The 25,919-nt window shown below is 66.3% G+C and carries 21 protein-coding genes; 8 read left to right on the top strand and 13 right to left on the bottom strand.

The genetic code is table 11. From position 1 onward, the window contains the following. Positions 1-94 precede the first annotated feature (94 nt). Complete coding sequence (locus tag R3355_RS03070; protein WP_318960003.1) at positions 95-1,015, top strand: LysR family transcriptional regulator; 921 nt, start codon at positions 95-97, stop codon at positions 1,013-1,015. A gap of 204 nt (positions 1,016-1,219) precedes the next feature. On the opposite strand, the gene ispA is transcribed toward R3355_RS03070, so the two are convergent. From ispA to R3355_RS03045, 5 genes are all read right to left on the bottom strand, one after another. Beyond that, positions 1,220-2,107 (bottom strand): (2E,6E)-farnesyl diphosphate synthase, encoded by an 888-nt coding sequence (ispA, locus tag R3355_RS03065; protein WP_318960002.1) that lies wholly within the window; start codon positions 2,105-2,107, stop codon positions 1,220-1,222. Further along, positions 2,104-2,346, bottom strand: coding sequence for an exodeoxyribonuclease VII small subunit (locus tag R3355_RS03060; protein WP_318946237.1), 243 nt, complete (start codon positions 2,344-2,346; stop codon positions 2,104-2,106). The genes ispA and R3355_RS03060 overlap by 4 nt, the downstream gene beginning before the upstream one ends. A gap of 131 nt (positions 2,347-2,477) precedes the next feature. Next, positions 2,478-3,248, bottom strand: coding sequence for a sulfite exporter TauE/SafE family protein (locus tag R3355_RS03055; protein ID WP_318960001.1), 771 nt, complete (start codon positions 3,246-3,248; stop codon positions 2,478-2,480). A gap of 115 nt (positions 3,249-3,363) precedes the next feature. Next, positions 3,364-3,891 carry an inorganic diphosphatase gene (ppa, locus tag R3355_RS03050; RefSeq protein ID WP_318946239.1) on the bottom strand — a complete coding sequence of 176 codons (528 nt, stop codon included), beginning with the start codon at positions 3,889-3,891 and terminating at the stop codon, positions 3,364-3,366. A 78-nt stretch (positions 3,892-3,969) separates the two neighbouring features. Further along, a complete protein-coding gene (locus R3355_RS03045) occupies positions 3,970-4,809 on the bottom strand; it encodes a zinc-dependent peptidase (protein WP_318960201.1) in 840 nt (279 codons plus the stop codon). A gap of 120 nt (positions 4,810-4,929) precedes the next feature. Between R3355_RS03045 and R3355_RS03040 the strand changes: the two genes are divergently transcribed. Further along, positions 4,930-6,525 (top strand): protein kinase, encoded by a 1,596-nt coding sequence (locus R3355_RS03040; RefSeq protein WP_318960000.1) that lies wholly within the window; start codon positions 4,930-4,932, stop codon positions 6,523-6,525. A gap of 84 nt (positions 6,526-6,609) precedes the next feature. Here R3355_RS03040 and R3355_RS03035 read toward each other — a convergent pair whose 3' ends face one another. The 3 genes from R3355_RS03035 to R3355_RS03025 form a co-directional block, all read right to left on the bottom strand. After that, the gene (locus R3355_RS03035) at positions 6,610-7,065 is read right to left on the bottom strand and encodes a GNAT family N-acetyltransferase (protein WP_318946241.1); all 456 of its coding nucleotides are present in this window, start codon (positions 7,063-7,065) and stop codon (positions 6,610-6,612) included. Between the two features lie 164 nt (positions 7,066-7,229). After that, the gene (gene eutC / locus R3355_RS03030; protein WP_318959999.1) at positions 7,230-8,078 is read right to left on the bottom strand and encodes an ethanolamine ammonia-lyase subunit EutC; all 849 of its coding nucleotides are present in this window, start codon (positions 8,076-8,078) and stop codon (positions 7,230-7,232) included. Positions 8,079-8,109: 31 nt separating this feature from the next. Then, complete coding sequence (locus R3355_RS03025) at positions 8,110-9,504, bottom strand: ethanolamine ammonia-lyase subunit EutB (RefSeq protein ID WP_318959998.1); 1,395 nt, start codon at positions 9,502-9,504, stop codon at positions 8,110-8,112. A 663-nt stretch (positions 9,505-10,167) separates the two neighbouring features. On the opposite strand from R3355_RS03025, the gene mpl reads away from it, so the two are divergent. From mpl to R3355_RS03010, 3 genes are read left to right on the top strand one after another with little or no spacing between them, the layout of a single operon-like run. Beyond that, positions 10,168-11,520, top strand: coding sequence for a UDP-N-acetylmuramate:L-alanyl-gamma-D-glutamyl-meso-diaminopimelate ligase (mpl, locus tag R3355_RS03020; protein ID WP_318959997.1), 1,353 nt, complete (start codon positions 10,168-10,170; stop codon positions 11,518-11,520). Continuing rightward, the gene (gene ubiX / locus R3355_RS03015; protein ID WP_318946245.1) at positions 11,521-12,150 is read left to right on the top strand and encodes a flavin prenyltransferase UbiX; all 630 of its coding nucleotides are present in this window, start codon (positions 11,521-11,523) and stop codon (positions 12,148-12,150) included. It abuts the gene before it with no gap. Between the two features lie 37 nt (positions 12,151-12,187). Next, positions 12,188-12,439, top strand: coding sequence for a YceK/YidQ family lipoprotein (locus R3355_RS03010; protein WP_318960200.1), 252 nt, complete (start codon positions 12,188-12,190; stop codon positions 12,437-12,439). 210 nt (positions 12,440-12,649) lie between these two features. On the opposite strand, the gene R3355_RS03005 is transcribed toward R3355_RS03010, so the two are convergent. From R3355_RS03005 to R3355_RS02985, 5 genes are all read right to left on the bottom strand, one after another. Then, complete coding sequence (locus tag R3355_RS03005; protein ID WP_318959996.1) at positions 12,650-13,516, bottom strand: MBL fold metallo-hydrolase; 867 nt, start codon at positions 13,514-13,516, stop codon at positions 12,650-12,652. Positions 13,517-13,683: 167 nt separating this feature from the next. Beyond that, the gene (locus tag R3355_RS03000) at positions 13,684-14,862 is read right to left on the bottom strand and encodes an acetyl-CoA C-acetyltransferase (RefSeq protein ID WP_318959995.1); all 1,179 of its coding nucleotides are present in this window, start codon (positions 14,860-14,862) and stop codon (positions 13,684-13,686) included. Positions 14,863-15,008: 146 nt separating this feature from the next. After that, entirely contained in the window at positions 15,009-16,781 is a 1,773-nt protein-coding gene (locus R3355_RS02995) for an acyl-CoA dehydrogenase C-terminal domain-containing protein (protein WP_318959994.1), read from the bottom strand. A 62-nt stretch (positions 16,782-16,843) separates the two neighbouring features. Beyond that, positions 16,844-18,217, bottom strand: a complete 1,374-nt coding sequence (locus tag R3355_RS02990; RefSeq protein WP_318959993.1) for a solute carrier family 23 protein — start codon at positions 18,215-18,217, stop codon at positions 16,844-16,846. A 79-nt stretch (positions 18,218-18,296) separates the two neighbouring features. Then, positions 18,297-19,919: an acyl-CoA synthetase gene (locus R3355_RS02985; protein ID WP_318959992.1), complete on the bottom strand. Its 1,623-nt coding sequence runs from the start codon at positions 19,917-19,919 to the stop codon at positions 18,297-18,299. 257 nt (positions 19,920-20,176) lie between these two features. Between R3355_RS02985 and R3355_RS02980 the strand changes: the two genes are divergently transcribed. The 3 genes from R3355_RS02980 (at position 20,177) to R3355_RS02970 (ending at position 25,908) form a co-directional block, all read left to right on the top strand. After that, entirely contained in the window at positions 20,177-22,450 is a 2,274-nt protein-coding gene (locus R3355_RS02980) for a PAS domain S-box protein (RefSeq protein ID WP_318959991.1), read from the top strand. A gap of 54 nt (positions 22,451-22,504) precedes the next feature. After that, positions 22,505-23,152: a response regulator transcription factor gene (locus tag R3355_RS02975; RefSeq protein WP_318959990.1), complete on the top strand. Its 648-nt coding sequence runs from the start codon at positions 22,505-22,507 to the stop codon at positions 23,150-23,152. Positions 23,153-23,265: 113 nt separating this feature from the next. Continuing rightward, on the top strand, positions 23,266-25,908 hold the full coding sequence (locus R3355_RS02970) for an EAL domain-containing protein (RefSeq protein WP_318959989.1): 2,643 nt from the start codon (positions 23,266-23,268) through the stop codon (positions 25,906-25,908). Positions 25,909-25,919 lie beyond the last annotated feature (11 nt).

Here is a 25,919-nt window from a genome sequence, read left to right as displayed (position 1 = left end):
TGCTTATGCATCGCCATCCATGAATGCTATGCATGGTTCGCTCCAAGCCTGGCACTGCTAGGCTCGGAGTGATTCGGATAATGCGGAAATAATCATGAATCAAGCGCATGAATGGCCAACCTTGGAGCGCCTCGACCTCAACCTGTTCCGCGTGTTCGAGGTGGTCTATCGCGAGCGTAACCTGACCCGTGCGGCGCTGCTGCTGCACCTCAGCCAGTCGGCAGTCAGCCACGCCCTGGCGCGCTTGCGCGAGCAACTGGGCGATCCGCTGTTCGTCCGCGCGGGGCGCGGGGTGGCACCGACGCCCCTGGCCGAGCAGTTGGCGCCGGGCATCCAGGATGCGCTGAGCGGCCTGCGCCACAGCGTGACCCGCGGGCGGCTGTTCGACCCGCGCTGCGACAGGCGCAACTTTACCCTGAACATGCCGGAACAGATGGAGCCTCTGGTGCTGCCGGCGCTGCTCGACCATCTGCGACACCTGGCGCCGCAGGTGGAAGTGCGCAGCGGCAGCCTGCACTGGGCCGAGTTGCGGCGTGAGCTGGCGAGCGGTCGGGTCGATCTGGCCATCGAGATCGCCCGCCCCACCGATGCCGAACTGCGCCAGCAGCTATTGCTGCAGGAGCCGCTGTGCGTGGTTGCCGGCCCGGCCTTCGCGGGCGAGCTGAGCGCCGAGCGCTACTTGGCCGCCGAGCATGTGGCGGTCACCTCGCGGCGCCGCGGGATCTGCGTGGAAGATCTGGCCCTCGGTCATCTCGGCCTGGTTCGCCAGGTGCGCCAGCGCTGCCAGCATTACCTGACTGCGGCGCTGCTGCTGGCACACAACGACTGGCTGCTGACCATGCCGCGGCGCTATGCCGAGCTGATCAATGCCGGGCTGGACAACCGCCTGCTGGCGATGCCCCTGGAACTGCCGCCGGTGACGCTCAATCTGTACTGGTCGCAGCAGGCCGAGAATGAGCCGGGCAGTCAATGGCTGCGCGGGCAGTTGCTGGAGCTGGCGCGGCAGCGGTTTTGATCGGGTGACCGCTGTGTCGGAGCGGGGAGGGCGCCTAGTTGCCATGCCCGCGATGCTTTTTGCAGGCATGCCCTATCGCGGCCATGGGCCGTTCCTACGTCACGCCCGAAAACCGTAGCCCAAGGCAATCCGGGAGCGGTTGCTCGACACTGGAGTTCCCCCGGATTTCATCCGGGCTACAAGAGCGTTTGACCCGACGGTCTGCTAGTGCTGGCGTTCGACGATATAGCGGGCCAGCTCGCGCAGCGGTTCGGCGGCGTGGTCGAAGGGGCGCAGGGCGTGCAGCGCCTGATCGCGCAGCTCCAGGGCGTAGGCCTTGGCGGCGTCGAGGCCGAGCAGCGCCGGGTAGGTCGGCTTGTCGTGAGCCTGATCCTTGCCTTGGGTCTTGCCCAGGGTGGCGGTGTCGCTTTCCACGTCGAGGATGTCGTCCTGCACCTGGAACGCCAGGCCGATGGCCCGGGCATAGCGGTGCAGGGCTTGCAGCGTACGGTCGTCGGCGCGGGCGCTGGCCAGGGCGCCGAGGCGCACGCTGGCTTCGATCAGGGCGCCGGTCTTGTGCCGGTGCATGATTTCAAGGGCTGCCTGATCGAGCTTGTGGCCGACCGATCCGAGGTCGATGGCCTGGCCGCCGACCATCCCGGCGGGGCCGGCGGCGCGGGCCAGGCTGGCAATCATCGCCAGGCGCAGCTCGGCGCCATGCGGGTTGCAGTGAGCATCGGCGAGCACTTCGAAGGCCAGGCTCTGCAGACCATCACCGGCGAGGATAGCCAAGGCTTCGTCGAAAGCCTTGTGGGTGGTGGGCTGACCACGGCGCAGGTCGTCGTCGTCCATCGCCGGCAAATCGTCGTGCACCAGCGAGTAGGCGTGGATCAGCTCGACCGCGCAGGCCGCGCCATCGGCCTGTTCCGGCTCGCCACCGAGGGCTTCGCAGGCGGCGTAAACCAGCAACGGGCGCACCCGCTTGCCACCGTTGATCACGCTGTAACGCATGGCTTGGTAGAGCCGCTGCAATTCGTCAGGGGGCGCCTCGAACAGGCTTTCCAGCGCCGCATCGACACGCCGCTGGCAGTGCGCCTGGTAGGTCGCGATCATGCTTGTCGATCCGCGTCGAAGGGGGCTTCCTCCAGCTCGCCGTCGCGCTCCATGAGGATTTGCACTTTCTGCTCGGCCTGAGCCAGGGCTGCCTGGCAGTCGCGGGTCAGGCGGACGCCCTGCTCGAAGGCGGTCAGCGAGTCCTCCAGCGACAGCTCGCCGTTTTCCAGGCGCTCGACCAGGTTCTGCAAGTCGGTGAGGGAGTGCTCGAAGTCGAGCGCGGCTTTTTTACGGGCCATGGCGGGCATTCTCTGGCGGGGGTTCGGGCAGGCGTTGTAACCGGCGCGACACTAGCAGAGCCGCGCCGTGCGGGCAAATCGACGGAAGTCGCACAGGGGCAGGCTGACTGCGAGAAAATCCCGCCCTGCCCTCATCCGGCGAAATAGGTCACCCAGAAATAATAGAGGGTCATGCTGGCGCCCACCAGGATGACCAACGCGCGCAGCAGCGCCGGCGGCAAGCGCTGGCCCAGGGCGCCGCCGGCATAGCCGCCGATTGTCGCGCCGACCAGCAGGACTGCCAGCTCGTACCAGCTGACCCGCCCGGCGACGATAAAGGTGATGCTGGCGACGCTGTAGATCACCGCCGAGATCAGATTCTTCAGGGCATTGGCGCGGCCCAGCGGGTGGCCTTCGATGGAAAATGCCGCCAGCTGCAGGATGCCCATGCCGGCACCGAAGTAGCCGCCGTAGATCGACACGCTGATATGCGCGGCGAGCGACAGTTTGCCGTGCGGCGGTTGCGCGGCTTCGGCGCGGCGCGCTGCCAGCCAGCGACTGAGCCAGGGGCTGGCGGTGAACAGTACGGTGGCCGCGAGCAGCAGCCAGGGGATCAGATTGGCGAACACATCATCGCCGCCGGCCAGCAGCAGCAGGCCGCCGAGCAAACCACCGCATAAACCGGCCAACAGCAGCGGCAGCAGATAGCGGCCGAGCGGGCGCAACGAGGCCCGCGCCGCCCAGGCCCCGGCCAGGCTGGCCGGCCACAGTGCCACGGCATTGGTGGCGTTGGCCGTCACCGGCGGCAGACCGGCCGCGAGCAGGGCAGGGAAGGAGAAGAAGGTGCCACCACCGGCCAGGGCATTCATGCCGCCAGCGGCGAAACCGGCAAGCACCAGCAGGAGGATGTCTGAATAGGGCATGGACCGTGCTCACGGCAAAAGCGTGCAGAGTAAGGCCTGACCACCGGGCCAGCCAAGCGCGAACTGCAGGCATAAAAAAACCGGCTTGTGGCCGGTTTCAGGGGGTGGTGTCGGCTTATTTTTGGTAAGCCGCCACTGCCTTGATGATTTCGGCGCGGGCTGCGTCGGCGTTGCCCCAGCCTTCTACCTTGACCCACTTGCCTTTCTCGAGATCCTTGTAGTTCTCGAAGAAGTGCTTGATCTGCTCGAGCAGCAGGGCTGGCAGGTCGGTGTATTCCTTTACGTCCACATACAGCTGGCTGAGCTTGTCGTGGGGCACGGCGATCAGCTTGGCATCGCCGCCGGCTTCGTCGGTCATGTGCAGCACGCCAACCGGACGCGCGCGGATCACCGCGCCGGGGGCTACTGGATACGGGGTCACGACCAGCACGTCGAGGGCGTCGCCGTCGTCGGCCAGGGTGTTGGGGATGTAGCCATAGTTGGCCGGGTAGAACATCGGCGTGGCCATGAAACGATCGACGAACAGGCAATCGCTGTCCTTGTCGATTTCATACTTGATCGGCGCGTGGTTGGCCGGGATTTCGATGGCGACGTAGATGTCGTTCGGCAGGTCGAGACCGGCTGGAATCTTGCTGTAGCTCATGGAGTGACTCCCGGGGGATGGGCTAAAAAAGTGGCGCGATTATAGGCGTATTCCCCGGCCGTTGCTATGCCGGGGTGCCTAGCCATTGGTCGTGTGCTGGCTGTCTTTGGATGTAGCTCGATAGTCAGGATGCGTCGCCTGCAGGCGCTGCAGGCGCGTCAGCGGGTCCTGGCGGTAGAACAGCGCGAGCTGCGCATAGACCGCGGGGAAGGCCTCGACCAGCAGGTCCGGGGCGCTGAAGAAGTACTCGCTGGTTACCGCGAAGAATTCCGCCGGGTTTTCCGCGGCGTAGGCGTCGATGACGCTATCGGCATGCGGATCAGCGTCGAGCCGGGCATTCATGGCGTCGTAGGCGCTTTGCATGGTGCTGGCCCAGTCGCTGATGCGCATGCTGCGGTGCAAGGGCGGCAGGCCGTTGGCGTCGCCATTGAGCATGTCCAGCTTGTGTGCCAGTTCGTGAATCACCAGGTTGTAGCCGTCCCAGCCGCCACTGGCCTGGACCCCGGGCCAGGCGAGGATCACCGGGCCCTGCTGCCAGGCTTCGCCGCTGTGCGCGGCATCCCATTCGTGGACCACGCCGCTGGCGTCGCGATGGCGTTGCGGGCTGACGAAGTCGTCGGGGTACAGCACGATCTCGTGGAAGCCCTGGTACCAGTCGAGTTCGGCCAGGTGCAGCAGCGGCAGCTCGGCCTGCGCCGCCAGGGTCAGGCGGTCGATGGCGTCCAGTTCGACGCCGGGCAGAGCGCTCAGGTGCTTGTTGTGGAGGAACAGCACGGCGCGTTCGCGCAGGCGCTGCTCTTCGCTGTCGCTGAGGCCATCGAGCAGCGGCAGGCGCCGACGCACCTCGGCCCAGGTTGGCGGGGTGATTGGCTGGCGGGCAAGAATGCGCCGGCGGCGCCAGGCGCGGAACGACCACATGGGGACGGGCTCGGGATGCACGGCTGCTCACCATAAGCGGCGGCTGTGAATGCGGCAAGCTGCGGCGAATCGGCATAAAGGCTGCAACGGTCCTGGCAGAACTGTCCAGGAGGGCTACCGATGTCGATAGAACGCATGGACCATCCTGCCGTCAGCCTGCTGCTGGGCGGCGGCATCGACCTGCCAACCCAGGCGGCACGGGCGCGGGCGATGTGGCTGGCGGGTCGCCAGGGACGACCACCGCTGTTGCTGGTGGCCTTGTTGTGGGCGCGCGACTGCCCCGATGTGGTGCAGCAGCTGCAGGGTTATCTGGATGCGCTGTTTGCCGACTATCGCTGTACGCCCGCGGGCTGGAGCGAGGCGCAGGCGGCGCGGCAGGTGCTGGCGGCGCTCAATCAGCAGCTGTTCCGCAGCCTGCGGACGGGGCGCAGTGTGCCGCGTCTGGATGCCGGGTTGCTGTTGCTGCAGGGTGACAATGCGCAGTTCCTGCAGGCCGGTGCGGTGGGGCTGCTGCGCCACAAGGGCGGCAGCCTGCAGTGTCTGCCGGGGCGTGAGGACATGCAGTTGGGCATGCAGGCCGAGCTGGCGCTGGTGCAGCACAGCCTGCCGCTGAGTGAGGGCGAGGCACTGTTGCTGGCGCCGCAGCCATTGCTCGGCGTGGCCGATCTGGACGCCTTTCGCGCCAACTGCCAGACGCTTGCCGTGGCGAGCCTGCCGGCGCTGCTGGCGCCCTTGCTCAAGGCGCCCGGCGCGGCGGCGCTGCTGCTGCCGGGAGCGGCCGCAAGCCTGGCGCCGGCTGCGCCGCGGGAGCAGTGGCCGGCGCTGGCCGAGGCCGTGACCGGCATGCAGGTGGATGGCTGGACGCTGCTCGGCGAGTGCCCGTTCGGCCCACCCGGTCGGTTGTTCCGAGCGCGCGACGAAAGCGCCCGCGAAGCCTTGCTGTGGCTCGCCGAGCAGGCCGCCGACGAGGTGTTCTGGCAGCGTGAATGGGCCTTGCGGCGCAGTCCGGTCGCCAGCTTGCCGCGGGTGTTGTCGTCGCACCGGCCACGCCAGCATGCCTTCATGCTGTTCGAGCCGCCTGCACCGGGGCTGCGCAGCCTGGTCGACTGGGCCGCGGCCCATGGGCCTGTGGATGGGGCTACCCTGCTGGCCTTGCTCGATCAGGCGATTGCGGCCGTGCGCGCCCTGCAGCGCCGGGGCATGCAGGGGCTGTGGCTGAGCCCGCGGAATATCCTGATCAGCGCGGGCGGGCGTCTGTTGCTGTTGCCGGAACATGCCGCGCTATTGCCGGGCGTGCCCCGTCAGCAGCTGCCCGCCGAGGCGATCCCGCTGGCGCCGGAGTTGCGCGGCGAGCGGCGGGTGGATGGGCGCGCCGATCAGTTCGCCCTGGCGGCCCTGGCCTATTGGTTGATCTGTGGCCAATGGCCGGAAATCGCGTGCCCGGAAGGTGGGTCGCTGAGCCGTTATGTGCCGCTGGCCAGCTTCACCACCCACTTGCCGGCCGGTTGGGACGGCGTACTGGCGCGGGCCTTGGCGCCCCAGCCGGCCGCGCGGTTCGAGGCCTTGTCGGAGTTTCGCCAGGCGTTGCAGCAGCCCCTGGCGCATCCACCGGTCCCGGTTCGGGTCAACCTGCGTGCACAGCCCTGGCGGCTGGCGTTGCTCGGCGCCTTGGTGGTTCAGCTCGTGGTTGGCTTGTGGCTTAGCCTGCAGGGGTAGGCGGACGGCCACAGTAGGCGAGAGTTTTTTCACCGCCTCTCAACCCGGCTGCCGACCCGGCAGCCGGGCTGGCTTTTTACCCGGTCAATCGCCGTTGATGGGCAGCACGTAGTTCTTGAACTGCTCGTCTTCGACGAAACCGATCGATTCATAGACCTTCTGCGCCACCTCGTTATCCCGGCTGGTGGCAACGCGCATGCGCACGGCGTTGGTTTCCTTGGCCATTTTCTTGGCGGTTTGCAGCAGGCGGTCGGCGACCAGTTGCCGGCGGGCGTCCTTGGCGACATAGATGTCGTTGAGGATCCATACGCGTTTGAGCGCAAGCGACGAATAGCTGGGGTAGAGCTGGCAGAAACCGAGCAGCTTGTCCTCATCGTCGGCCAGGGCCAGGTAGATCGTCGACTCCTTGCGGCGCAGGCGGGTTTCCAGGAACTTGCGCGAAGAGTCCGGGAAAGGCAGTTCGCCATAGAACTCACGGTACTCGACGAACAGCGGAGTCAGCAGGTCCAGGTGCTCCAGGGTGGCTTGGACTATGCGCATGGCGGGCCTCGGCATTAGTGATGGGCTGGGTTGGCAACGCAGAAGCTATGCCATGGATGACCGGATGCTGCCTAAAGCTTTTGGAAAGCGCAATCCAAGCAAGCGTTTGATTTTATTTTTCTTCGCGCGGTGCCCAGGTGCAGGCTTTCGGTGCGCTGGTGGTGTCAGCCAGGCGGCTCCGCCAGCAGGAAGTTGCTTGCCGCTGGAGGCTGAGGATCCGACTCGAGGGCGTGCAACTCGGCCTCGTCTTTCAGGTTGACCCCGGAAAGTTGGCGGTGGCAGGCCTCGCGCATCAGGTAGAGCAGGCGGTGGGCGGCCATGCCGTAGCTCAGCCCCTCCCGGCGCACATTGGAGATGCAGTTGCGGTAGGCGTCGGTGAGGCCGACCCTGGGGGCGTAGGTGAAGTACAGGCCGAGGCTGTCCGGCGAGCTCAGGCCGGGGCGCTCGCCGATCAGGATTACCACCATGCGTGCGCCGAGCAGTTCGCCGACCTCGTCGGCCACCGCCACCCGCGCCTGTTCCACCAGCACCACTGGCGACAGCGACCAGCCTTCCAGGCGCGCCAGCTCTTCCATGCGCGAGAGAAACGGCAGGCTATGCCGATGCACCGCGAGTGCCGAGAGGCCGTCGGCCACCACCACCGCCAGATCGACACCGCCGGGATGCGCCTGGGCATGGTCGCGCAGGCGTTGCACCGAGGCCGGATCCAGGCGCCGGCCCAGATCCGGGCGTTGCAGGTAGGTATGCCGATCCGCCGCGGCACTGTGCAGCAGCAGGCTGGCACGCCCGCGCTCGGCCAGGCCGGCGCCGAGACCCTGGTGGTCGAAGGCCAGGTGCACGGCATCGCGGGCCTGGGCGTGGGCGTACTGGAAATCCAGCAAGGCCTCGGTCGGCAGGCTGGTACCGCTGCGGCCCAGGCCGATGCGCGCCGGGGTCAGCCGGCGCAGCGCCTGCCAGGGTTTGGCGTTGGCATCGGCGTCTAATGCTGGAGGATTGTTGTCCTGCTCGATCATGCACATCTCAGTTGTCCTCGCCCAATCCTCATTAACCCAATTGCGCCAAGGCCTGGCGAAATGCCGGCGGCAGCTCTTTGCCGAAACGCACACGGCCGTCGGCCTGGCTGAATATGCCCATGCGTTGCAGCCAGGCTTCGAACTCGGGCGCGGGTTTTAGCCCCAGGGTTTGTCGCGCATAGAGCGCGTCGTGAAACGAGGTGCTCTGGTAGTTGAGCATCACGTCGTCGGATCCGGGGATGCCCATGATGAAATTGATGCCGGCCACGCCCAGCAGCGTGAGCAGGGTGTCCATGTCGTCCTGGTCGGCCTCGGCATGGTTGGTGTAACAGATGTCGCAACCCATCGGCAGGCCGAGCAGCTTGCCGCAGAAGTGATCCTCCAGGCCGGCGCGGATGATCTGCTTGCCGTTGTAGAGGTACTCGGGGCCGATAAAGCCGACCACGGTATTGACCAGGAACGGCTTGAAATGCCGGGCCACCGCGTAGGCGCGGGTTTCGCAGGTCTGCTGATCGAGGCCGTGGTGGGCGTTGGCCGACAGCGCGCTGCCCTGGCCGGTTTCGAAGTACATCAGGTTGTCGCCCAGGCTGCCGCGTTTGAGCGAAAGCCCCGCCTCGTAGCCTTCCTGGAGGATCTTCAGGTCGATGCCGAAGCTGGCGTTGGCCGCCTCGGTGCCGGCAATCGACTGAAACACCAGATCCAGCGGCACGCCGCGCTCGATCGCCTCGATCGAGGTGGTGACATGGGTCAGCACGCAGGCCTGGGTGGGGATTTCGTAGCGCTGGATGATCGCATCGAGCATCTTCAATAGTTCGCAAATGCCGGCGGTGCTGTCGGTGGCCGGGTTGATCCCGAGCATGGCGTCGCCGTTGCCGTAGAGCAGGCCGTCGAGGATGCTCGCGGCGATGCCGGATGGCTCGTCGGTCGGGTGGTTCGGCTGCAGGCGGGTGGACAGGCGCCCGCGCAGGCCGAGGGTGTTGCGAAAGCGGGTGACCACGCGGATCTTCTGCGCCACCAGGACCAGATCCTGTACGCGCATCAGCTTCGACACGGCAGCGGCCATTTCCGGGGTCAGGCCCGGGGCCAGGGCGCGCAGCGAGCTTTCGTCGGCCGCGTCGCCGAGCAGCCAGTCGCGCAGGCCGCCGACCGTCAGGTGGCTGACCGCGGCGAAGGCTTCGCGGTCATGGCTGTCGATGATCAGCCGGGTGACTTCGTCGGCCTCGTAGGGAATCAGCGCCTCGTCGAGAAAATGCCTGAGCGGGATATCCGCCAGGGCCATCTGCGCGGCGACTCGTTCGGCGTCACTGCTGGCGGCGACCTCGGCCAGATAATCGCCGGAACGTGCCGGGCTGGCCTTGGCCATGACGTCCTTGAGGCTGTCAAAACGGTAGGTTTCACCGCCGATGCTATGTCGAAAACCAGGCATTCCGCGTCTCCATCCTTGTCCAAGGTTGTTGGTTGCCGGGCAGGGCAGGCCGGCCCCGAGCGCCCTGCACTGGGCAGGGCGGTACGAATTGCCCCGAATAAGTGCGCAGTGCCCGGCGGGCGGCGCTGGCCGTAGCCGCGCCATGCCGGCAGGCCGGCCTGCACAGCGCATCTTGTGCGGCCGTGGGCAGTATGGGGTAGCGAGCAACAGCTGTGCCAACGCCCGGGCTGCCCGGTGCTGCAGGTGTCGCGCAGGCGGTTCGGTTGAGGGCCGAGGTGTTCTGGAGCACTCCCCCGCGGGTTGATGGCGTAGCGGATCGGCAGGTTCCTGGTCTGCTGGTGGCGCGCTGGAACTGCCGGCGTTGCGCGCGGGTGACGCGCGGCCTGACGGCAGCTTCGCGGGCATGGTCCGCTCCTGCGGTGCCGGTGGCGGATCATCGCGACTTTTCTCGCGAGGATGCGGTCGAACAGCGGCGGTTGAGGTGCAGGCCGTGCCAGGGGCCACTGTGCTAATCTGCGGCGAGTTTCCGGGCCCGGATGCGCTTGTCGTGGGAGCGGCTGCAGTCGCGGCTGAGGTCACTCCCAGGAGTGCCAAAATGCCCGCAGCCCGTGGTTGGGATAGCCTTCCCGGTGGCCTCAGTCTATTGGTCTTTCGAGGTTTTTCATGCATATCCATATTCTCGGCATCTGCGGCACCTTCATGGGGTCGCTGGCCGTGCTGGCCAAGGAACTCGGCCATCGGGTCACCGGCTCCGACGCCAATGTCTACCCGCCGATGAGCACCCAGCTGGAGGCCCAGGGCATCGAGTTGACCCAGGGCTACGCCGCCGCCCAGCTCGATCCGGCGCCGGATCTGGTGGTGATCGGCAACGCCCTGTCGCGCGGCAACCCGGCGGTGGAGTACGTGCTGAACCAGGGCCTGCCCTATGTCAGCGGCCCGCAGTGGCTGGCCGACCATGTGCTGCAGGGCCGTTGGGTGCTGGCGGTGGCCGGCACCCATGGCAAGACCAGCAGCGCCAGTATGCTGGCCTGGGTGCTGGAACACGCCGGCATGAGCCCGGGCTTCCTGATCGGCGGAGTGCCGCAGAATTTCGACATCTCCGCGCGGCTGGGCGGCACGCCGTTTTTTGTGGTCGAGGCCGACGAGTACGACAGCGCCTTCTTCGACAAGCGCAGCAAGTTCGTTCACTACCGCCCGCGCACCGCGATCCTGAATAATCTGGAGTTCGATCACGCGGACATCTTCCCGGATCTGGCAGCCATCGAGCGGCAGTTCCATCATCTGGTGCGGACCATTCCCGGCGATGGCCTGATCATCCACCCGGCTGCCGACGTGGCGCTGCAGCGGGTGATCGAGATGGGCTGCTGGACGCCGGTGCAAACCACCGGCGAAGGCGGCCAGTGGCAGGCACGCCTGCTCAGCGCCGATGGTTCGCGTTTCGAGGTGAGCTTCGCCGGCAAAACCGCCGGCATGGTGGACTGGCAACTGACTGGCCAGCACAACGTGGCCAATGCCCTGGCGGTCTTGGCAGCGGCGCGGCATGTCGGCGTGGTGCCGGAACTTGGCATCGCCGCGCTGTGCAGTTTCATCAACGCCAAGCGGCGCATGGAGAAGGTCGCCGAAGTCAATGGCGTGACCATCTTCGACGACTTCGCCCACCATCCGACCGCCATCGCCACCACCCTCGACGGCCTGCGCAAACGCATCGGCAGCGCCAAGCTGATCGCCATCGTCGAGCCGCGTTCCAATTCAATGAAACTCGGCGCCCATCGCGATGGCCTGCCGGAGTCCGTGGTGCAGGCCGATTCGGTGTACTGGTACGCCCCGGCCAACCTCGGCTGGGACCTGGCGGCGACTGTCGCCACCTCCACGGTGCCGACCCGGGTCTGCGATTCTTTGGAGGCGATCATTGCCGGGGTCAAGGCCGAAGCCACGCCGGGCACCCAGGTGGTGGTGATGAGCAACGGCGGTTTCGGCGGCTTGCACGGCAAGCTGGCCGCGGCCCTGGAGGGGTAAATGTCTGGACCCGAACGTATTACGTTGGCCATGACCGGCGCCTCCGGCGCCCAGTACGGCCTGCGCCTGCTCGACTGCCTGGTGCAGGAAGAGCGCGAGGTGCATTTTCTGATTTCAAAGGCCGCGCAACTGGTGCTGGCCACCGAAACGGACGTGACCCTGCCCGCCAAGCCCCAGGCCATGCAGGCATTTCTCAATGAGTACACCGGCGCTGCGCCTGGGCAGATTCGCGTCTATGGCAAGGAAGACTGGATGGCTCCGGTGGCCTCCGGCTCGGGCGCGCCCTCGGCGATGGTGGTGGTGCCCTGCAGCACCGGCACCCTGTCGGCGATTGCCACGGGTGCCTGCAACAACCTGATCGAGCGCGCCGCCGATGTGGTGCTCAAGGAACGGCGTCAGTTGATCCTGGTGCCGCGCGAGGCGCCGTTCTCCAGTATCCATCTGGAGAACATGCTCAAGCTGTCGAACATGGGGGCGGTGATCCTGCCGGCAGCGCCGGGTTTCTATCACCAGCCGCAGACCATCGACGACCTGATCGACTTCGTCGTGGCGCGCATCCTCAATTGCCTGGGCGTGCCCCAGGACATGCTGCCGCGTTGGGGCGAACATCATCAGGTGTCGGGTGAGTAACCGAGTCGTGCGTACGGGCTGCCTGCTGCTCATCCTGATGAGCAGCGGTTGCGCCACGGTGCGCACCCTGGATGCGGCCAAGCCGGGCGCGCCGGTGATCTACGCCGGCACCCGCCTGGATCTGTATGCGCTGAACAACGGCTGCTGCGCCCAGCAGCGTTTCGGTGCCGAGGCGCCCAGCTACCCCGGCCTCGACCTGCCCGCCAGTGCCCTGCTGGACACCCTGTTGCTGCCTTTCTCGCTGGCGACCGAATTGGGCGTGAGCCTGGGCGTCAGCGGCGGGCTTTAACGGGGGCGGTGCACGTGGCGCACCCTACAAAGGCGCGGCGGCTGTGTAGGGTGCGCCGCGCGCACCAAGTCACTGAGAGCTTGTGAAAAAACTCTCGCCTACTGCGACCGCCTCTGCGAACGCCTCCAAACCCCCGCTACGGCGTTGCGTTACGTGAACGCCTGGAGACGCTCTCGCTACGGCGCTCGATTTTTTCACAAGCTCTGACTGCTATTCGGCCAGCTTGCACACGGCGGCCTGGGCATCCGCAAGGCCGTAACGACCCTTTTCATCACGCACCACCTTGCCCATGGCGATCTGCGGATCATGGGTGAACAGCAGACGGCCGCCGCGCTCGAACAGGTCGGCCAGGAGTGTCGTTTTCTCCTCGATCAGGCCTTCGGGAAAGCGGTCGTAGCCCATGGTGATCGGCAGGTGCACCCAGGGTGCGCCGGGGATCAGGTCGCTGGGGAACAGCACCGGGCCGCCGGGCATGGCCACTTCGGGCAGCAGCAGTCCCGGGGTGTGGCCGTCGCTCCAGTGCAGGCGCCAGTTTGGGCCGAGCAGTTGGCACTGTTCGGTCTCCTCCAGCAATGTCAGGCGGCCGCTGCTTTCCAGCAGGGCCAGGAGTTCCGGGATATACGAGGCGCGGTCGCGGGCGTGGGGCTGGCAGGCGCGTTGCCACTGGCGCTGGCCGGTGACGTAGCGTGCATTGGGGAACAGCAGGCGCGCCGGTTGATCTTTTGCCCAGGCGGCGAGCAGGCCGCCGGCGTGGTCGAAGTGCAGGTGGGTGAGCACCACGATGTCGATGTCGGCATCACTCAGGCCCAGTTCGGCCAGGCTATCGAGCAGCACGTGGCGCTCTTCCTGGACGCCGAAACGGTCTTTCAGTTCGGGGCTGAAGAAGGCGCCGATACCGGTCTCCACCAGGATATTGCGCTCCTCTTCCTGCACCAGCAGGGCGCGGCAGCCGAGGTCGATGCGGTTCTGCTCATCGGGCGTCATCCAGCGCTGCCAGAGGGCCTTGGGTGCGTTGCCGAACATGGCGCCGCCGTCGAGTTTCTGGCTGTTGCCGGTGAGGGTGGTCAGGGTGCGCATAAAGTTTCCGTGGGGTGCGGCCTGCGCACCCGTGTTCGTTGCTGTTGCCCGTCGTGCGCATGGCGATTCGGCGAGCGCGGTGGCTGTCAGGGCCTAGGATGGTGGGCGCGTTGCATATCCACCATGCCACCTTCGGTGGGTGGGGCACATCCGACGCACCCAGTGCCTCAGCGCTCGATGGCCAGGGCCACGCCCTGACCGCCGCCGATGCACAGGGTGGCCAGGCCCTTGTGCGCGTCGCGGCGAACCATCTCGTGAATCAGGCTGACGAGGATACGACAACCGGAGGCACCCAGGGGATGGCCGAGGGCGATGGCGCCGCCGTTGACGTTGACCTTGGCGCTGTCCCAGTCGAGTTCGCGGCCGACGGCAATGGCCTGGGCGGCGAAGGCTTCGTTGGCCTCGATCAGGTCGAGCTGGTCGAGGCTCCAGCCGGCTTTTTCCAGGGCCTTGCGCGTGGCGAACACCGGGCCGATGCCCATGATCGACGGGTCGACCCCGGCGCTGGCGTGGGCCTTGATCCGCGCCAGTACCGGCAGGCCGAGGGCGGCGGCTTTCTCGGCGCTCATCAGCAGCACGGCGGCCGCGCCATCGTTGAGGGTCGAGGAGTTGCCGGCGGTGACGCTGCCGTCAGCCTTGAAGGCCGGCCGCAGTTTGCCCAGCGAGTCGAGGCTGGTGCCGGCGCGGGGCTGTTCATCCACCTGGAACCGCAGGCTGTCGGCATGGCGCTGGGGGATTTCGATCGGGGTGATTTCCGCGGCGAAGCGCCCCGCCTCAATGGCAGCGCAAGCGCGCTGCTGCGAGCGGGCGGCGAAGGCATCCTGCTCTTCGCGAGTGATGCCGTATTGCGCGACCAGATTTTCCGCGGTGATGCCCATGTGGTAGTCGTTGGACGCATCCCACAGGCCGTCGTGGATCATGCTGTCGAGCAACCGCCCGTGGCCCATGCGCAGGCCGTTGCGCGCCTGCTCCATGACGTAGGGCGACAGGCTCATGTTTTCCTGGCCGCCGGCGATGATCGCCTCGGCATCGCCGCAGCGGATCGCCTGGGCGGCGAGGATCACGGCCTTGAGGCCGGAGCCGCAGACCTTGTTCAGGGTCATGGCCGGCACCCTGTGCGGCAGACCGGCCATGAGCACCGCCTGGCGCGCCGGATTCTGCCCGGCACCCGCGGTCAGTACCTGGCCGAGGATTACCTCGTCGAGTTGCTCGGCGGGCAGGCCGCTGTCGGCGAGCAGGCGGCGGATCACCGCGGCGCCCAGCTCTGGCGCCGGGATGCGGCTCAGCGAACCCTGGAAGCTGCCAACGGCGGTGCGGGTGGCGGCGACTATGACGACTTCACGCATAAGATTTCCTCGCAGGCGGCGCGTTGCGCGCCTGGCGGTATTGTCTGGTGCGCACGGCCTCGGCGGCCCCACGTACCCTACGGCTCGAATAAAAAAGCGCGACGCCTTGGGGACGCCGCGCAAACGCTCAACTATTGCTGCGCCGCTTAGAACTGCTCGGCGTCCAGCTCATACAGCGGCGCGCTACCGGCGCGAATGCTGGCTTCCAGGCTCAGGGTGCGCGGTAGCAGGCGGGCGAAGTAGAAGGCCGCGGTGGCCAACTTGCCGCCGTAGAAGGCGGGGTCCTCGGCGCGCCTGGCCTCGGCCACCGCCGCCATGCGCGCCCACATGTAGGCGTAGGCGACGTAGCCGAACAGGTGCAGGTACTCCACCGAGGCGGCGCCGACTGCATTGGCATCCGTCTTGGCCTGGTCCAGCAGCCAGCCGCTGACCGCTTCCAGGCGTTCCAGGGCGGTGACCAGCTCGCTGCCGTAGGGCGTTTCGTGCTGGTGGGCGAAGTGGCGGACTTCGGCCGCGAACTGGCGCAGCCCGGCACCGCCGTTGGCCACCACCTTGCGTCCGAGCAGGTCGAGGGCCTGGATGCCGTTGGTACCTTCGTAGATCTGCGCGATGCGTACGTCGCGCACCAGTTGCTCCTGGCCCCACTCGCGGATGTAGCCGTGGCCGCCGAATACTTGCTGGCCGTGTACGCAGCTTTCCAGGCCGATGTCGGTGAAGAAGGCCTTGGCCAGCGGGGTGAGCAGGGCGACCAGGGCGTCGGCCTGCTGGCGTTCCTCGGCATCGGCGGAGAACTTCGCCAGGTCCAGTTGCTGGCCGACGTAGCAGGCAAACGCGCGGCCGCCCTCGGTCATGGCTTTCATGCTGAGCAGCATGCGGCGTACGTCGGCATGCACGATGATTGGGTCGGCGGCCTTGTCCGGCGCGACCTTGCCGGTGGCGGCGCGGCTCTGCAGGCGGTCGCGGGCGTAAGCGGCGGCGGCCTGGTAGGAGGCTTCGGCGCAACCGATGCCCTGGATGCCGATCGACAGGCGCTCGTAGTTCATCATGGTGAACATAGCCGCCAGGCCCTTGTTGGCTTCGCCGATCAGGTAGCCGTTGGCGCCGTCGAAGTTGATCACGCAGGTGCTGGAGGCCTTGATGCCCATCTTGTGTTCGATCGAGCCGCAGCTCACCGCGTTGCGTGGGCCCAGGCTGCCGTCGCCATTGACCATGACTTTCGGCACCAGAAACAGCGAGATGCCTTTGGGCCCGGCCGGCGCGCCCGGCAGCTTGGCCAGCACCAGGTGGATGATGTTCTCGGTCAGGTCCTGCTCGCCGCCGGTGATGAAGATCTTGCTGCCGCTGATGCTGTAGCTGCCGTCGGCCTGGGGTTCGGCCCTGGTGCGGATCAGGCCCAGGTCGGTGCCGGCATGGGCTTCGGTCAGGCACATGGAACCGGCCCAGCGGCCTTCATACATGGGCGGCAAATAGGTGGTCTTCAATGCTTCACTGGCATGCGCGTCTATCGCCAGACAGGCGCCGGAACTCAGCGCCGAATAGAGGGCGAAGCTGGAACCGGCGGCGTAGAGCATCTCCTCGAATTGCACCGCGAGCATCTTGGGCATGCCCATGCCGCCGTAGGCCGGGTTACCGGCCAGGCCGACCCAGCCGCCTTCGATATAGGTGGCGTACGCCTGCTTGAAGCCGGCCGGGGTGTGCACCTCGCCGGCGACCCACTGTGCGCCTTCTTCGTCGCCGCTGCGGTTGAGCGGGGCGATCAGGCTGCTGGTAACCTTGGCCGCCTCTTCGAGAATGGCGTCGGCGGTGGCGGCATCCACGGTCTCGCTCAGGGCCGGCAGACGTGCCCACAGGGTGGGGGCGTCGAAGACTTCGTGGAGGACGAAACGCAGGTCGCGCAGGGGCGCGTTGTAGTCGGGCATGGGGCACCTCAAAGCAGAGTGCCGCAGGCGAGCCTGCGGCGGGTGAATAGGGTTATAGCGCGTCAGTCGACCTCAGGGGCGCCGCTGGTCTTGTCCTTGCTCGAGGCGAACCTGAGCAGGTGGGTGCGCTCGACCAGGATGTACAGCGCGGCACCGGCGGCCAGGCCCCAGCCCGCGCCGTAGACGGCCAGGACCACGCCCATGGTGCCGGCGACGCCGCGTTCGGTGTTGTTGTTGAGCTGTTCGAAGCCGACCATCAGACAAATATAGCCGGTGAGAATCAGGGTCAGGGACAGGGCGATCGGCAGTACCGGCTGGAAGAAGCTCACCAGCGGCAGGGCGAACAGGGCGATGAAACCGGTGATCCAGAAGGTGCCGGCGCCGCTGTAGATCGAGTCCATTGCCTTGCGCCCGTACTTGTAGCGCTCGGCCATGGTCGCCGCCACGGCGGTCCACAATGGTCCGGCCAGGCCCGGGTAGGGGGCGAAGAAGGCGTGCAGGGCGTTGCGCAGGGCGGTCACCAGGTGCACGCGGTCGATGTTGTTCTCGATCACTTCATCGGTGCGCAGTTCATCGGCGCGCTGCATCAGCGACTGGCCGACGATGATGTCGCCGAAGGCAATGATGTAGGCGATCACCGCGGTGGGCACGGCCAGGAGGAACACGTCCAGGCCGGGGAAACCGACGTTGAACGGCAGGTAGTTCCACATCTCGGCGAAGGCCGGTGCGGTGATGCCGAAGCGCACGTCGGGCATCTTGTATTCGCCGACGGCGATGCCGATGAAGATGGCGATCAACATGCCCGGCACCATGCCGTAGTTGACGATCTTGCGGGCGAAGGGCACGCGCTCGGTGAGGCCCTTGAACGACACCGAGAACATCAGGTAGAGGCAGATCAGGCTGCCCAGCACCAGGGAGATCGGCGTGTTGGCCAGGCGCCCGCCGCTGGAGATTTCGCCCATCAGCGCGGCGATGCCGGCGCCGATGATGATGCCGCCTTTCATCGAGTTGGGAATGATCTTGACCAGGGTGCTGCCCAGACGGGTGACGCCGAGCACCAGGAAGATCACGAACACCAGAAACTGCAGGGCGAACAGCGCCTGGATCGCTTCCGGGCCGGGCTTGAAGTTACCCAGAAACAGCAGCACCACCGGGATGCCCGGGGTGATCCAGCCGGGCACGAAGGGCACCCCGAGCAGCGCCGGCAGCATGAAGCCGATGCCGCACACCACCACATAGGCCAGGGCCACGTCGTAGGGCAGGCCGAGGTATTTCTCCAGCAGCGGAATCATCGCCAGGCTGACCACGAACATGATCAGCGCCTGGAGCATCTCGGCGGTTTCCCAGCGGTAGTGGATAAACGGCAGGCGCACCTTGAATGGGCCGAGCGGCCAGTAGGGTTGTTCTTCGCCGTCGCGGCGCTTGAAGACTTGCATGAGGGTTCTCCGTCGGCCACCTGGGCCGGTTATTGTTGTTGTGCAAACGGTGTCTTGGGTTCGTAGCCCGGATGCGGGATCAGAGCGCCTTGGCCATGTCGCGCAGGACGAACTTCTGGATCTTGCCGGTGCTGGTCTTTGGCAACTGGGTGAAGACCACGCTTCGCGGTACCTTGAAACCGGCCAGGTGTTCGCGGCAGAAGCCGATGATGTCGGCCTCGCGGGTGCCCTGCTGGTCGACCTTGAGGGTGATGAAGGCGCAGGGCGTCTCGCCCCACTTCTCATTCGGGCGGGCGACCACGGCCGCTTCCAGCACGGCCGGGTGGCGGTAGAGCACGGCTTCCACCTCGATGGTGGAGATGTTCTCGCCGCCGGAGATGATGATGTCTTTCAGGCGATCCTTGATTTCCACGTAGCCATCGGGGTGACACACGGCCAGGTCGCCGGTGTGGAACCAGCCGCCCTCGAAGGCCTCGGCGGTGGCGCTGGGGTTCTTCAGGTAGCCCTTCATCACGGTGTTGCCGCGCATGAAGATCTCGCCGATGGTCTCGCCATCGCGCGGGGTCGGCTCCAGGGTTTTCGGATCGCCGACCATCAGCCCTTCCAGGGTCGGGTAGCGCACGCCCTGGCGCGACTTGATCTGTGCCCGCTTTTCCAGCGGCAGCGCATCCCATTCGGCATGCCAGGCGCACACGGTGACCGGGCCGTAGACCTCGGTCAGGCCGTAGACGTGGGTGACCTTGATGCCCATCTCCTCGACCGCGCCAATCACCTTGGCCGGCGGCGCCGCGCCGGCCACCATGGCATTGACCGGGTGCTCGATGGCCGCCTTGGCCGACTCGGGCATGTTGACCAGGGCATTGAGCACGATGGGCGCGCCGCACAGGTGGCTGACCTTGTGCTCACGGATCAGGTACAGGATTTTCTGCGGGTCGACGCGGCGGAGGAACACATGCGCGCCGGCCAGGGCGGTGATGGTCCAGGGGTAGCACCAGCCGTTGCAGTGGAACATCGGCAGGGTCCAGAGGTACACCGGGTGGTGGCCCATGGCCCAGGTCATCTGGTTGCCCAGGGAGTTGAGGTAGGCGCCGCGGTGGTGGTAGACCACGCCCTTGGGGTTGCCGGTGGTACCGGAGGTGTAGTTGAGGCTGATTGCCTGCCATTCGTCCGTCGGCCATTGCCAGGCGAAGTGCGGATCGCCTTCGGCCAGCAGGGCCTCGTAGTCGAGGTCGCTGACCGCCTGGCCTTCGCCGTATTCCGGGTCGTCGACGTCGATCACCAGCGGCGGGTGATCGAGCATGCCGACGGCGGCGTGGATCACTTCATGGAACTCGCGGTCGGTGATCAGCACCTTGGCTTCGCCGTGCTGCAGCATGAAGGCGATGGCCTCGGCGTCCAGGCGCACGTTGAGCGGGTTGAGCACCGCGCCGATCATCGGCACGCCGAAATGCGCTTCGAGCATCGCCGGGGTATTGGGCAGCATCAGCGCCACCGTGTCACCCTGGCCGATGCCGCGGCCGGCCAGGGCCGACGCCAGGCGCCGGCAGCGGGCGTAGGTCTCGGCCCAGTCGCGGCGAATCGAACCATGGATCACCGCCGGGTAGTGCGGGTACACGCTCGCGGTGCGCTCGAGAAAGCTCAGCGGGGAGAGGGCGATGTGGTTGACGGCAGCAGGCGCAAGGCCCTGTTCGTAGATCGACATGCGGGTACCCATGGCAGATTGTTTGCTCTTGTAGTGCCTGCTCGACGGGCGAACAGACGCTTTGATGTTGCAACTGGAGGGTATTTATATATTCACCTAGTAAAATATGGAAGTTAAACCATAGTTCTATAGTATGTTTGCTAGATGCTTTGATCGGGTATAGGCCTTGGTCGCTTTGCATTCCGCGCGCGTTGCCCCGATGCTCGCGGCTGGTCAACACACGCCTGCGGGCAGCGGGCTGCGAGGAAGCAGATTCGATGAGTGAAATCCGTGTGCAGTTGCACAGCTGGCTGGCGTTGCAGCGCGAGGCACTACCCCTGGCGGTGCGCGCCGATGCCTTGCGCCGCACCTTGCACGCCTGTCCCGAAGTGCGTCAGGCGTTCTTTCTCGGCTGGCAGCCAGGCACCGGTATCTACAGCCATGAAGGCAGCGCCCCGCACCTGCCGCCGGGTTTTGGCGATCCCTTGCAGGCCAGCGATCAGCTGTTGTTCGAGGCGCTGGCGCAGCAGCCGCGGCTGGACCTGGCCGAGTTGCGCGGGTTGCCCTGCTGGCTGGCCGGACGGGTGCGCCGCGCCGCCCTCAGTCATGGCCAGGTGCTGGCCCTGGAGCTGGACGAGGGGCGCCCCGGCTTGCTGCTGATCGAACTGCAGGAGGGCGTCAGCCTCGATTGGCTCGGCTTTATCCACGAGCTGCTGCTGGCCCTGCTGGCCTGCCTGCCCGCGCAGGTGCGCGGCACTGCCTTGCTCGGTGCCGATCCGCAGCCGAGTCTGCTGCTGGATGCGCAGGCGCAGCCGCTGCAATTGAATGCGGCCATGCTCGAGCTGCTCGGCGAGCGGCCGTTGCCGGCGGTAGCCGAATTTCTGCCGGTCAACGCGGCGCAGCTGGTGCGCGCCTGCCTGCAGCAGGATCGGGCGATCGAGGAGGTCGAGGCGCAGGTCGACGGGCAGATTCTGATCTGGCTGTTCGTGCCCGATCCGCTCGAGCAACGGGTGCTGGCCCGTTGTCGCTTGGCCACCGCCCAGGTTCGCGCCGAACGCGAGGCGGCCAAGGCCAGCCGGCTGTATCGCCTGATCACCGAAAACACCACCGACCTGATTTCCCGGCACACCCCCGACGGGCGTTTTCTCGACGCCTCGCCGGCCAGCTGGACCCTGCTCGGCTACTGGCCCGAAGAGTTGCGCGGCACCCTGGTGCAGGCGCTGTTCCATCGTCAGGATCAGGCCCAGCTGGTGCGTAGCACCCGTGAAGCGCTGGAGCAGGATGGCTATCACACCATGACCTTCCGCATTGCCCATCGCGACGGCCACTACCTGTGGTTCGAGACCGCCAGCCGGGCGATCCGCGAAACCTACACCGGTGCGGTGGTGGAAGTGGTCAGCGTGTCGCGCGACATCACCGCGCGGGTGCAGGCCGAGGAGAACAAGCGGCGATTGGCCGAAGTGGTTGAGGCCAACACCGACCTGGTGCTGTTCATCGACCCGGCCGGACGCCTGACCTACCTCAATCCGTCGGCCCGGCATGCCCTGAATATCGCCCCGGACCAGCCGCTGCCGGAGCTGGACGCGCTGCTCGCCGAAGACGATTTGCAGCAATTGCAGGCCCGGGGTTGGGTCGCCGCCGATAGCCGTGGCGTGTGGAGTGCCGAGGTGCGCCTGCTGCCGCTGGGGCAGCGCGCGCCCTTGCTTGTTTCACTGGTGCTGCTGGCCCACCGCGGCAGTGGCGGCGAGCACTACTATTCGCTGGTGGCCCGGGACATGACCGAGCGCGAATTGCGCGAAGCCCAGCAGCGCCACCACCAGGACGAACTGGCGCACACCGCGCGGCTGGTTACCCTCGGCGAGCTGGCCTCGGGGATCGCCCACGAGATCAACCAGCCGCTGGCGGCGGTGGTCAACTACGCCAGCGCCAGCCAGCGCTACCTCAAGGCCCTGGGCACTAACCCGCAGGCGGCAGACAAGGTCGCCCAGGGCCTGGAGCGCATCACCGAACACGCCAACCACGCCGCCGAAGTGATCAAACGGCTGCGCGCCTTCCTGCGCAAGGGCCAGCGGCGCACCCAGGCTCTGGACATCGCCCAGGTGGCCCGCGAGGCGATGCGTCTGTGTCAGTGGGAGGCGAGCAACTGGCAGGTGAATATCGTCGAACAACTGGCGGATAATCTGCCGCCGGTGTATGCCGACCGGGTGCTGCTCGAGCAGGTGCTGCTCAACCTGCTGCGCAACGCCATCGACGCCAACCGCGAAGCCCATCCGGGCCAGCCCTCGCGCATCGAACTGAGCGCCGGCGAGCGGGGCGGCCAGCTGTGCGTCTGGGTCAGTGACCAGGGCCCGGGCGTGGCGGCGGCGCAGCTGGAGCACATCTTCACCCCGTTCTACACCAGCAAGGCGGAAGGTCTGGGCCTGGGGCTGTCGATGAGCCGCAGCATTATCGAAGGCTTCGGTGGCGCCCTGGAGGCCCGCCCAGGGGAGGCCGGCGGACTCTGCCTGGAATGTCGCCTGCCATTGGGGCGTGGTGAGGACGTCGAGGCCTGAGAGGCTTTGTGTGGGAGGGGCCGGGTCAATGCATAACAACAGAAGGAGCGGGGCATGAGCGCGCAACAGCAACAACAGGTGTATGTGGTCGATGATGACCAGGGCATGCTCGATTCCACCGTCTGGCTGCTGGAATCGGTGGGGCTCAAGGCCTTGCCCTTTACCAGCGGCCGGGCGTTTCTCGAGGCCTGCGCGGCCGAGACCCGCGGCTGTGTGCTGCTGGATGTGCGCATGCCCGGCATGGGCGGCTTGAATGTGCAGGAAGCCCTGCGCGAGCGCGGCATCGACATGCCGATTATCTTCGTCAGTGGCCATGCCGATGTGCCGATCGTGGTGCGCGCCTTTCGCGCCGGCGCGGTGGACTTTATCGAGAAGCCCTACAACGAGCAGTTGCTGCTCGACAGCGTGCAGCAGGCGCTGAGTCGGCCGTCGGCGATCCCGGCGCCGGATCAGCGCCTGCAGGCGGTGCAGGCGCGCCTCGACAGCCTCACCCCGCGTGAGCGCGATGTGTTGCTGCCGCTGGTGTGCGGTTACACCAATCGGCAAGTGGCCGAACAGCTGGCGATCAGCGTCAAGACCGTCGACCTCTACCGCTCGCGGGTGATGAAGCGCATGCAGGCCGAGACCCTCGCCGATCTGGTCGGCATGGCCATCGCCGCCGGCCTGGTGGATGCCCTGCAGCTGCGCGAGTCATCCAGCTAGCAGCAGTTGACCGATCTACGGTCTGAGCTGGGCGCTGGTAAATTGCTATCATGCGCTTTTGCTGGCCCCTGCCTCGCTACCTGCCAGTGTTGGTAACCCCGTAGAGTTGTTCCATGATTCTGAAATTTATCGAAAGCGCGGCTCTGCTGATCGCGTTGTGCTGGCTGCATGCCCTGAATATGCGGCATGTCCAGCGGCAACTGTTGCGCCAGCTGCTTGCCGGTGGCCTGTTCGGGGCTATCTGCGTGGTCGGCATGTTGGCTCCGCTCACCCTCCTTGAGGGGCTGATCTTCGATCCGCGCAGCGTGGTACTGAGTATGGCCGGCCTGTTCGGCGGCCCGCTGGTGGCGGTCGTCGCCGGGCTGATGGCCGGCGTCTATCGGCTCTGGCTGGGTGGCGTGGGGGTCATTCCGGGCCTGTTCAATATCGTCATGCCGGTGCTGCTGGGCCTGGCCTATCGGGCAGCCTGCCAGCGCAACTGGCTGCGCATCGGCGTCTGGCAGCTGCTGTTGTTCGGTGCGCTGGTGCATCTGTTGCTGGTGCTGAGCCTGAGCCTGTTGCCCGCCCAGGATTTCAGTCAGGCGTTGCAGCAGGTGGCCGTGCCGATTTTTCTGGTATTGACGCCGGCCACCCTGCTGTTGGGGCTGCTGTTGCAGGATATCTATCAGCAGGCCAGCGATCGCCAGGCCCTGCGTGAGAGCGAGGCGCGCCTGCGGGCGATCAGCGAGGCCAGCCCGGACCTGACCCTGGTGCTGGACGAGGAGGGGCGCTACCTGGAAGTCATGGCTCCCGATCCGCAGCTGCTCTATGGCGGCGGTGAGGGCCTGGTCGGCAAACGCCTGGCCGATGTGCTGTCGGTGGGTCAGGTGGAGCGCTTCATGGCCTTCATTGCCCGCACCCTGGCCAGCGACAGCCCGCAAACCCTGGAATACGGCATGCGCACGCCCTCCGGCCACCGGCTGTTCGAGGGGCGCGCCAGGCGCCTGGATACGCTGCTGCAGGGCAAGCGGGCAGTGGTGGTCATTGCCCGTGATATTACCGATCGGGTCAATTTAGAGCTGGATCGGCGGATCGCCGCGATTGCCTTCGAATCCCAGCAGGGCATGCTGATCACCGATGCCAGTACGCGGATCCTCAAGGTCAATCGCGCCTTCAGCCAGATCAGCGGCTACAGCGCTGCCGACGCCATCGGCCAGACCACCCAGATGCTCAGCTCCGGGCGCCAGGGCCCGGAGTTCTATCAGGCCATGTGGGAGACCCTGATCGAGACGGGCATCTGGGAAGGGGAGATCTGGAACCGGCGCAAGAGTGGCGAAGTCTTTCCCGAGTGGCTGGCCATCAGTGCGGTGCGCGATGAGCGCGGGCGGGTCAGCAACTACGTGGCGTCGTTGACCGATATCAGCGAGCGCAAGTCCGCCGAGGAGAAGATCAAGCACCTGGCGTTCTACGATGCCCTCACCGGCCTGCCCAATCGCCGTCTGCTGCGCGACCGCCTGCAACAGGCGCGGGCGTTGAGTCGGCGCAATGGCCAGCATGCCGCGCTGGTGTTCCTCGATCTCGACAACTTCAAGAATGTCAACGATCTGCATGGTCATCAGATTGGTGACGAGCTGCTGTGCCAGGTTGCCGAGCGCTTGCGCCATAACCTGCGTGAGCGCGATACCGTGGCCCGTCTGGGTGGTGACGAGTTCGTCCTCATGCTCGAAGGGCTGGAGAGCCATGCCGAGGAAGCCGCCTCCCAGGTCGAGCACCTGGGCACCAAGGTGCTTGATGCCCTGCGCCAACCCTACCTGGCCGGCGGGCACAGCCTGTTCAGCAGTGCCAGCCTTGGCGTGGTGCTGTTCAATGACGAGCAGCATTCGGTGGATGAACTGATGCAGCGTGCCGACCTGTCGATGTACACGGCCAAGGCCGCGGGCAAGAACGCCCTGAGTTTTTACGACCCGCAGATGCAGGAGGCGGTCAGCGCCCGCCTGCAGCTGGAAGCGGATATGCGCCGGGGGCTGCAGAGCGGCGAGTTCCTGCTGTATCTGCAACCGCAGCTGGATCAACTGGGGCGCCTGAACGGTGCCGAGGCGCTGGTGCGCTGGCAGCATCCGCAACGCGGTTTGCTCGGGCCTGGCGCCTTCATAACCATCGCCGAACGCTGCGGGCTGATCGAAACCCTGGATATGCAAGTGCTCGGCGCCGCCTGCGAGCTGCTCGCGCAGTGGGCGCAGCAGTCGCACAGCGCCGGCTTGAGCCTGTCGGTGAATCTCAGCGCGCGTCTGCTCTATCAGGCGAACTTTGTCGAGGCGCTGCAACAGACCCTGCAACGTAGCGGCGCCAACCCCCAGCGCCTCAAGCTGGAGCTGACCGAATCATTGCTGCTGACGGACATGGACGAAGCCATAGTGCGCATGCAGATGCTAAAAGACATGGGCATTCGATTCTCCATCGATGACTTCGGCACGGGTTATTCGTCCATGGCCTACCTGCAGCAGTTGCCGCTGGATCAGTTGAAGATCGATCAGTCGTTCATTCGTGAGTTGCCGGGCAATTCCAGCAGTCTGGCCATCGTGCGCGCGATTATCGCCCTGGCGCAGAGCCTCAAGCTGGAGGTGATCGCCGAAGGTGTGGAAACCCAGGCGCAACGCGACAGCCTGCTGAACAATGGCTGTTTGCATTACCAGGGCTATTTTTTTAGCCGACCCATGGCCGTGGCGGATTTTGCCGCGTCCGATCTGTTGCGGCTCAGAGCTGCGTCTGAGGCTTGAGTGGTGTCAGC

The sequence above is a fragment of the Pseudomonas sp. genome (assembly GCF_033723075.1).
In the GTDB taxonomy this organism is placed as follows: Bacteria; Pseudomonadota; Gammaproteobacteria; order Pseudomonadales; family Pseudomonadaceae; genus Aquipseudomonas.
The sequence above is the reverse complement of the archived record's forward strand: the minus strand, read 5'-3'. Positions and strand labels throughout refer to the sequence as shown.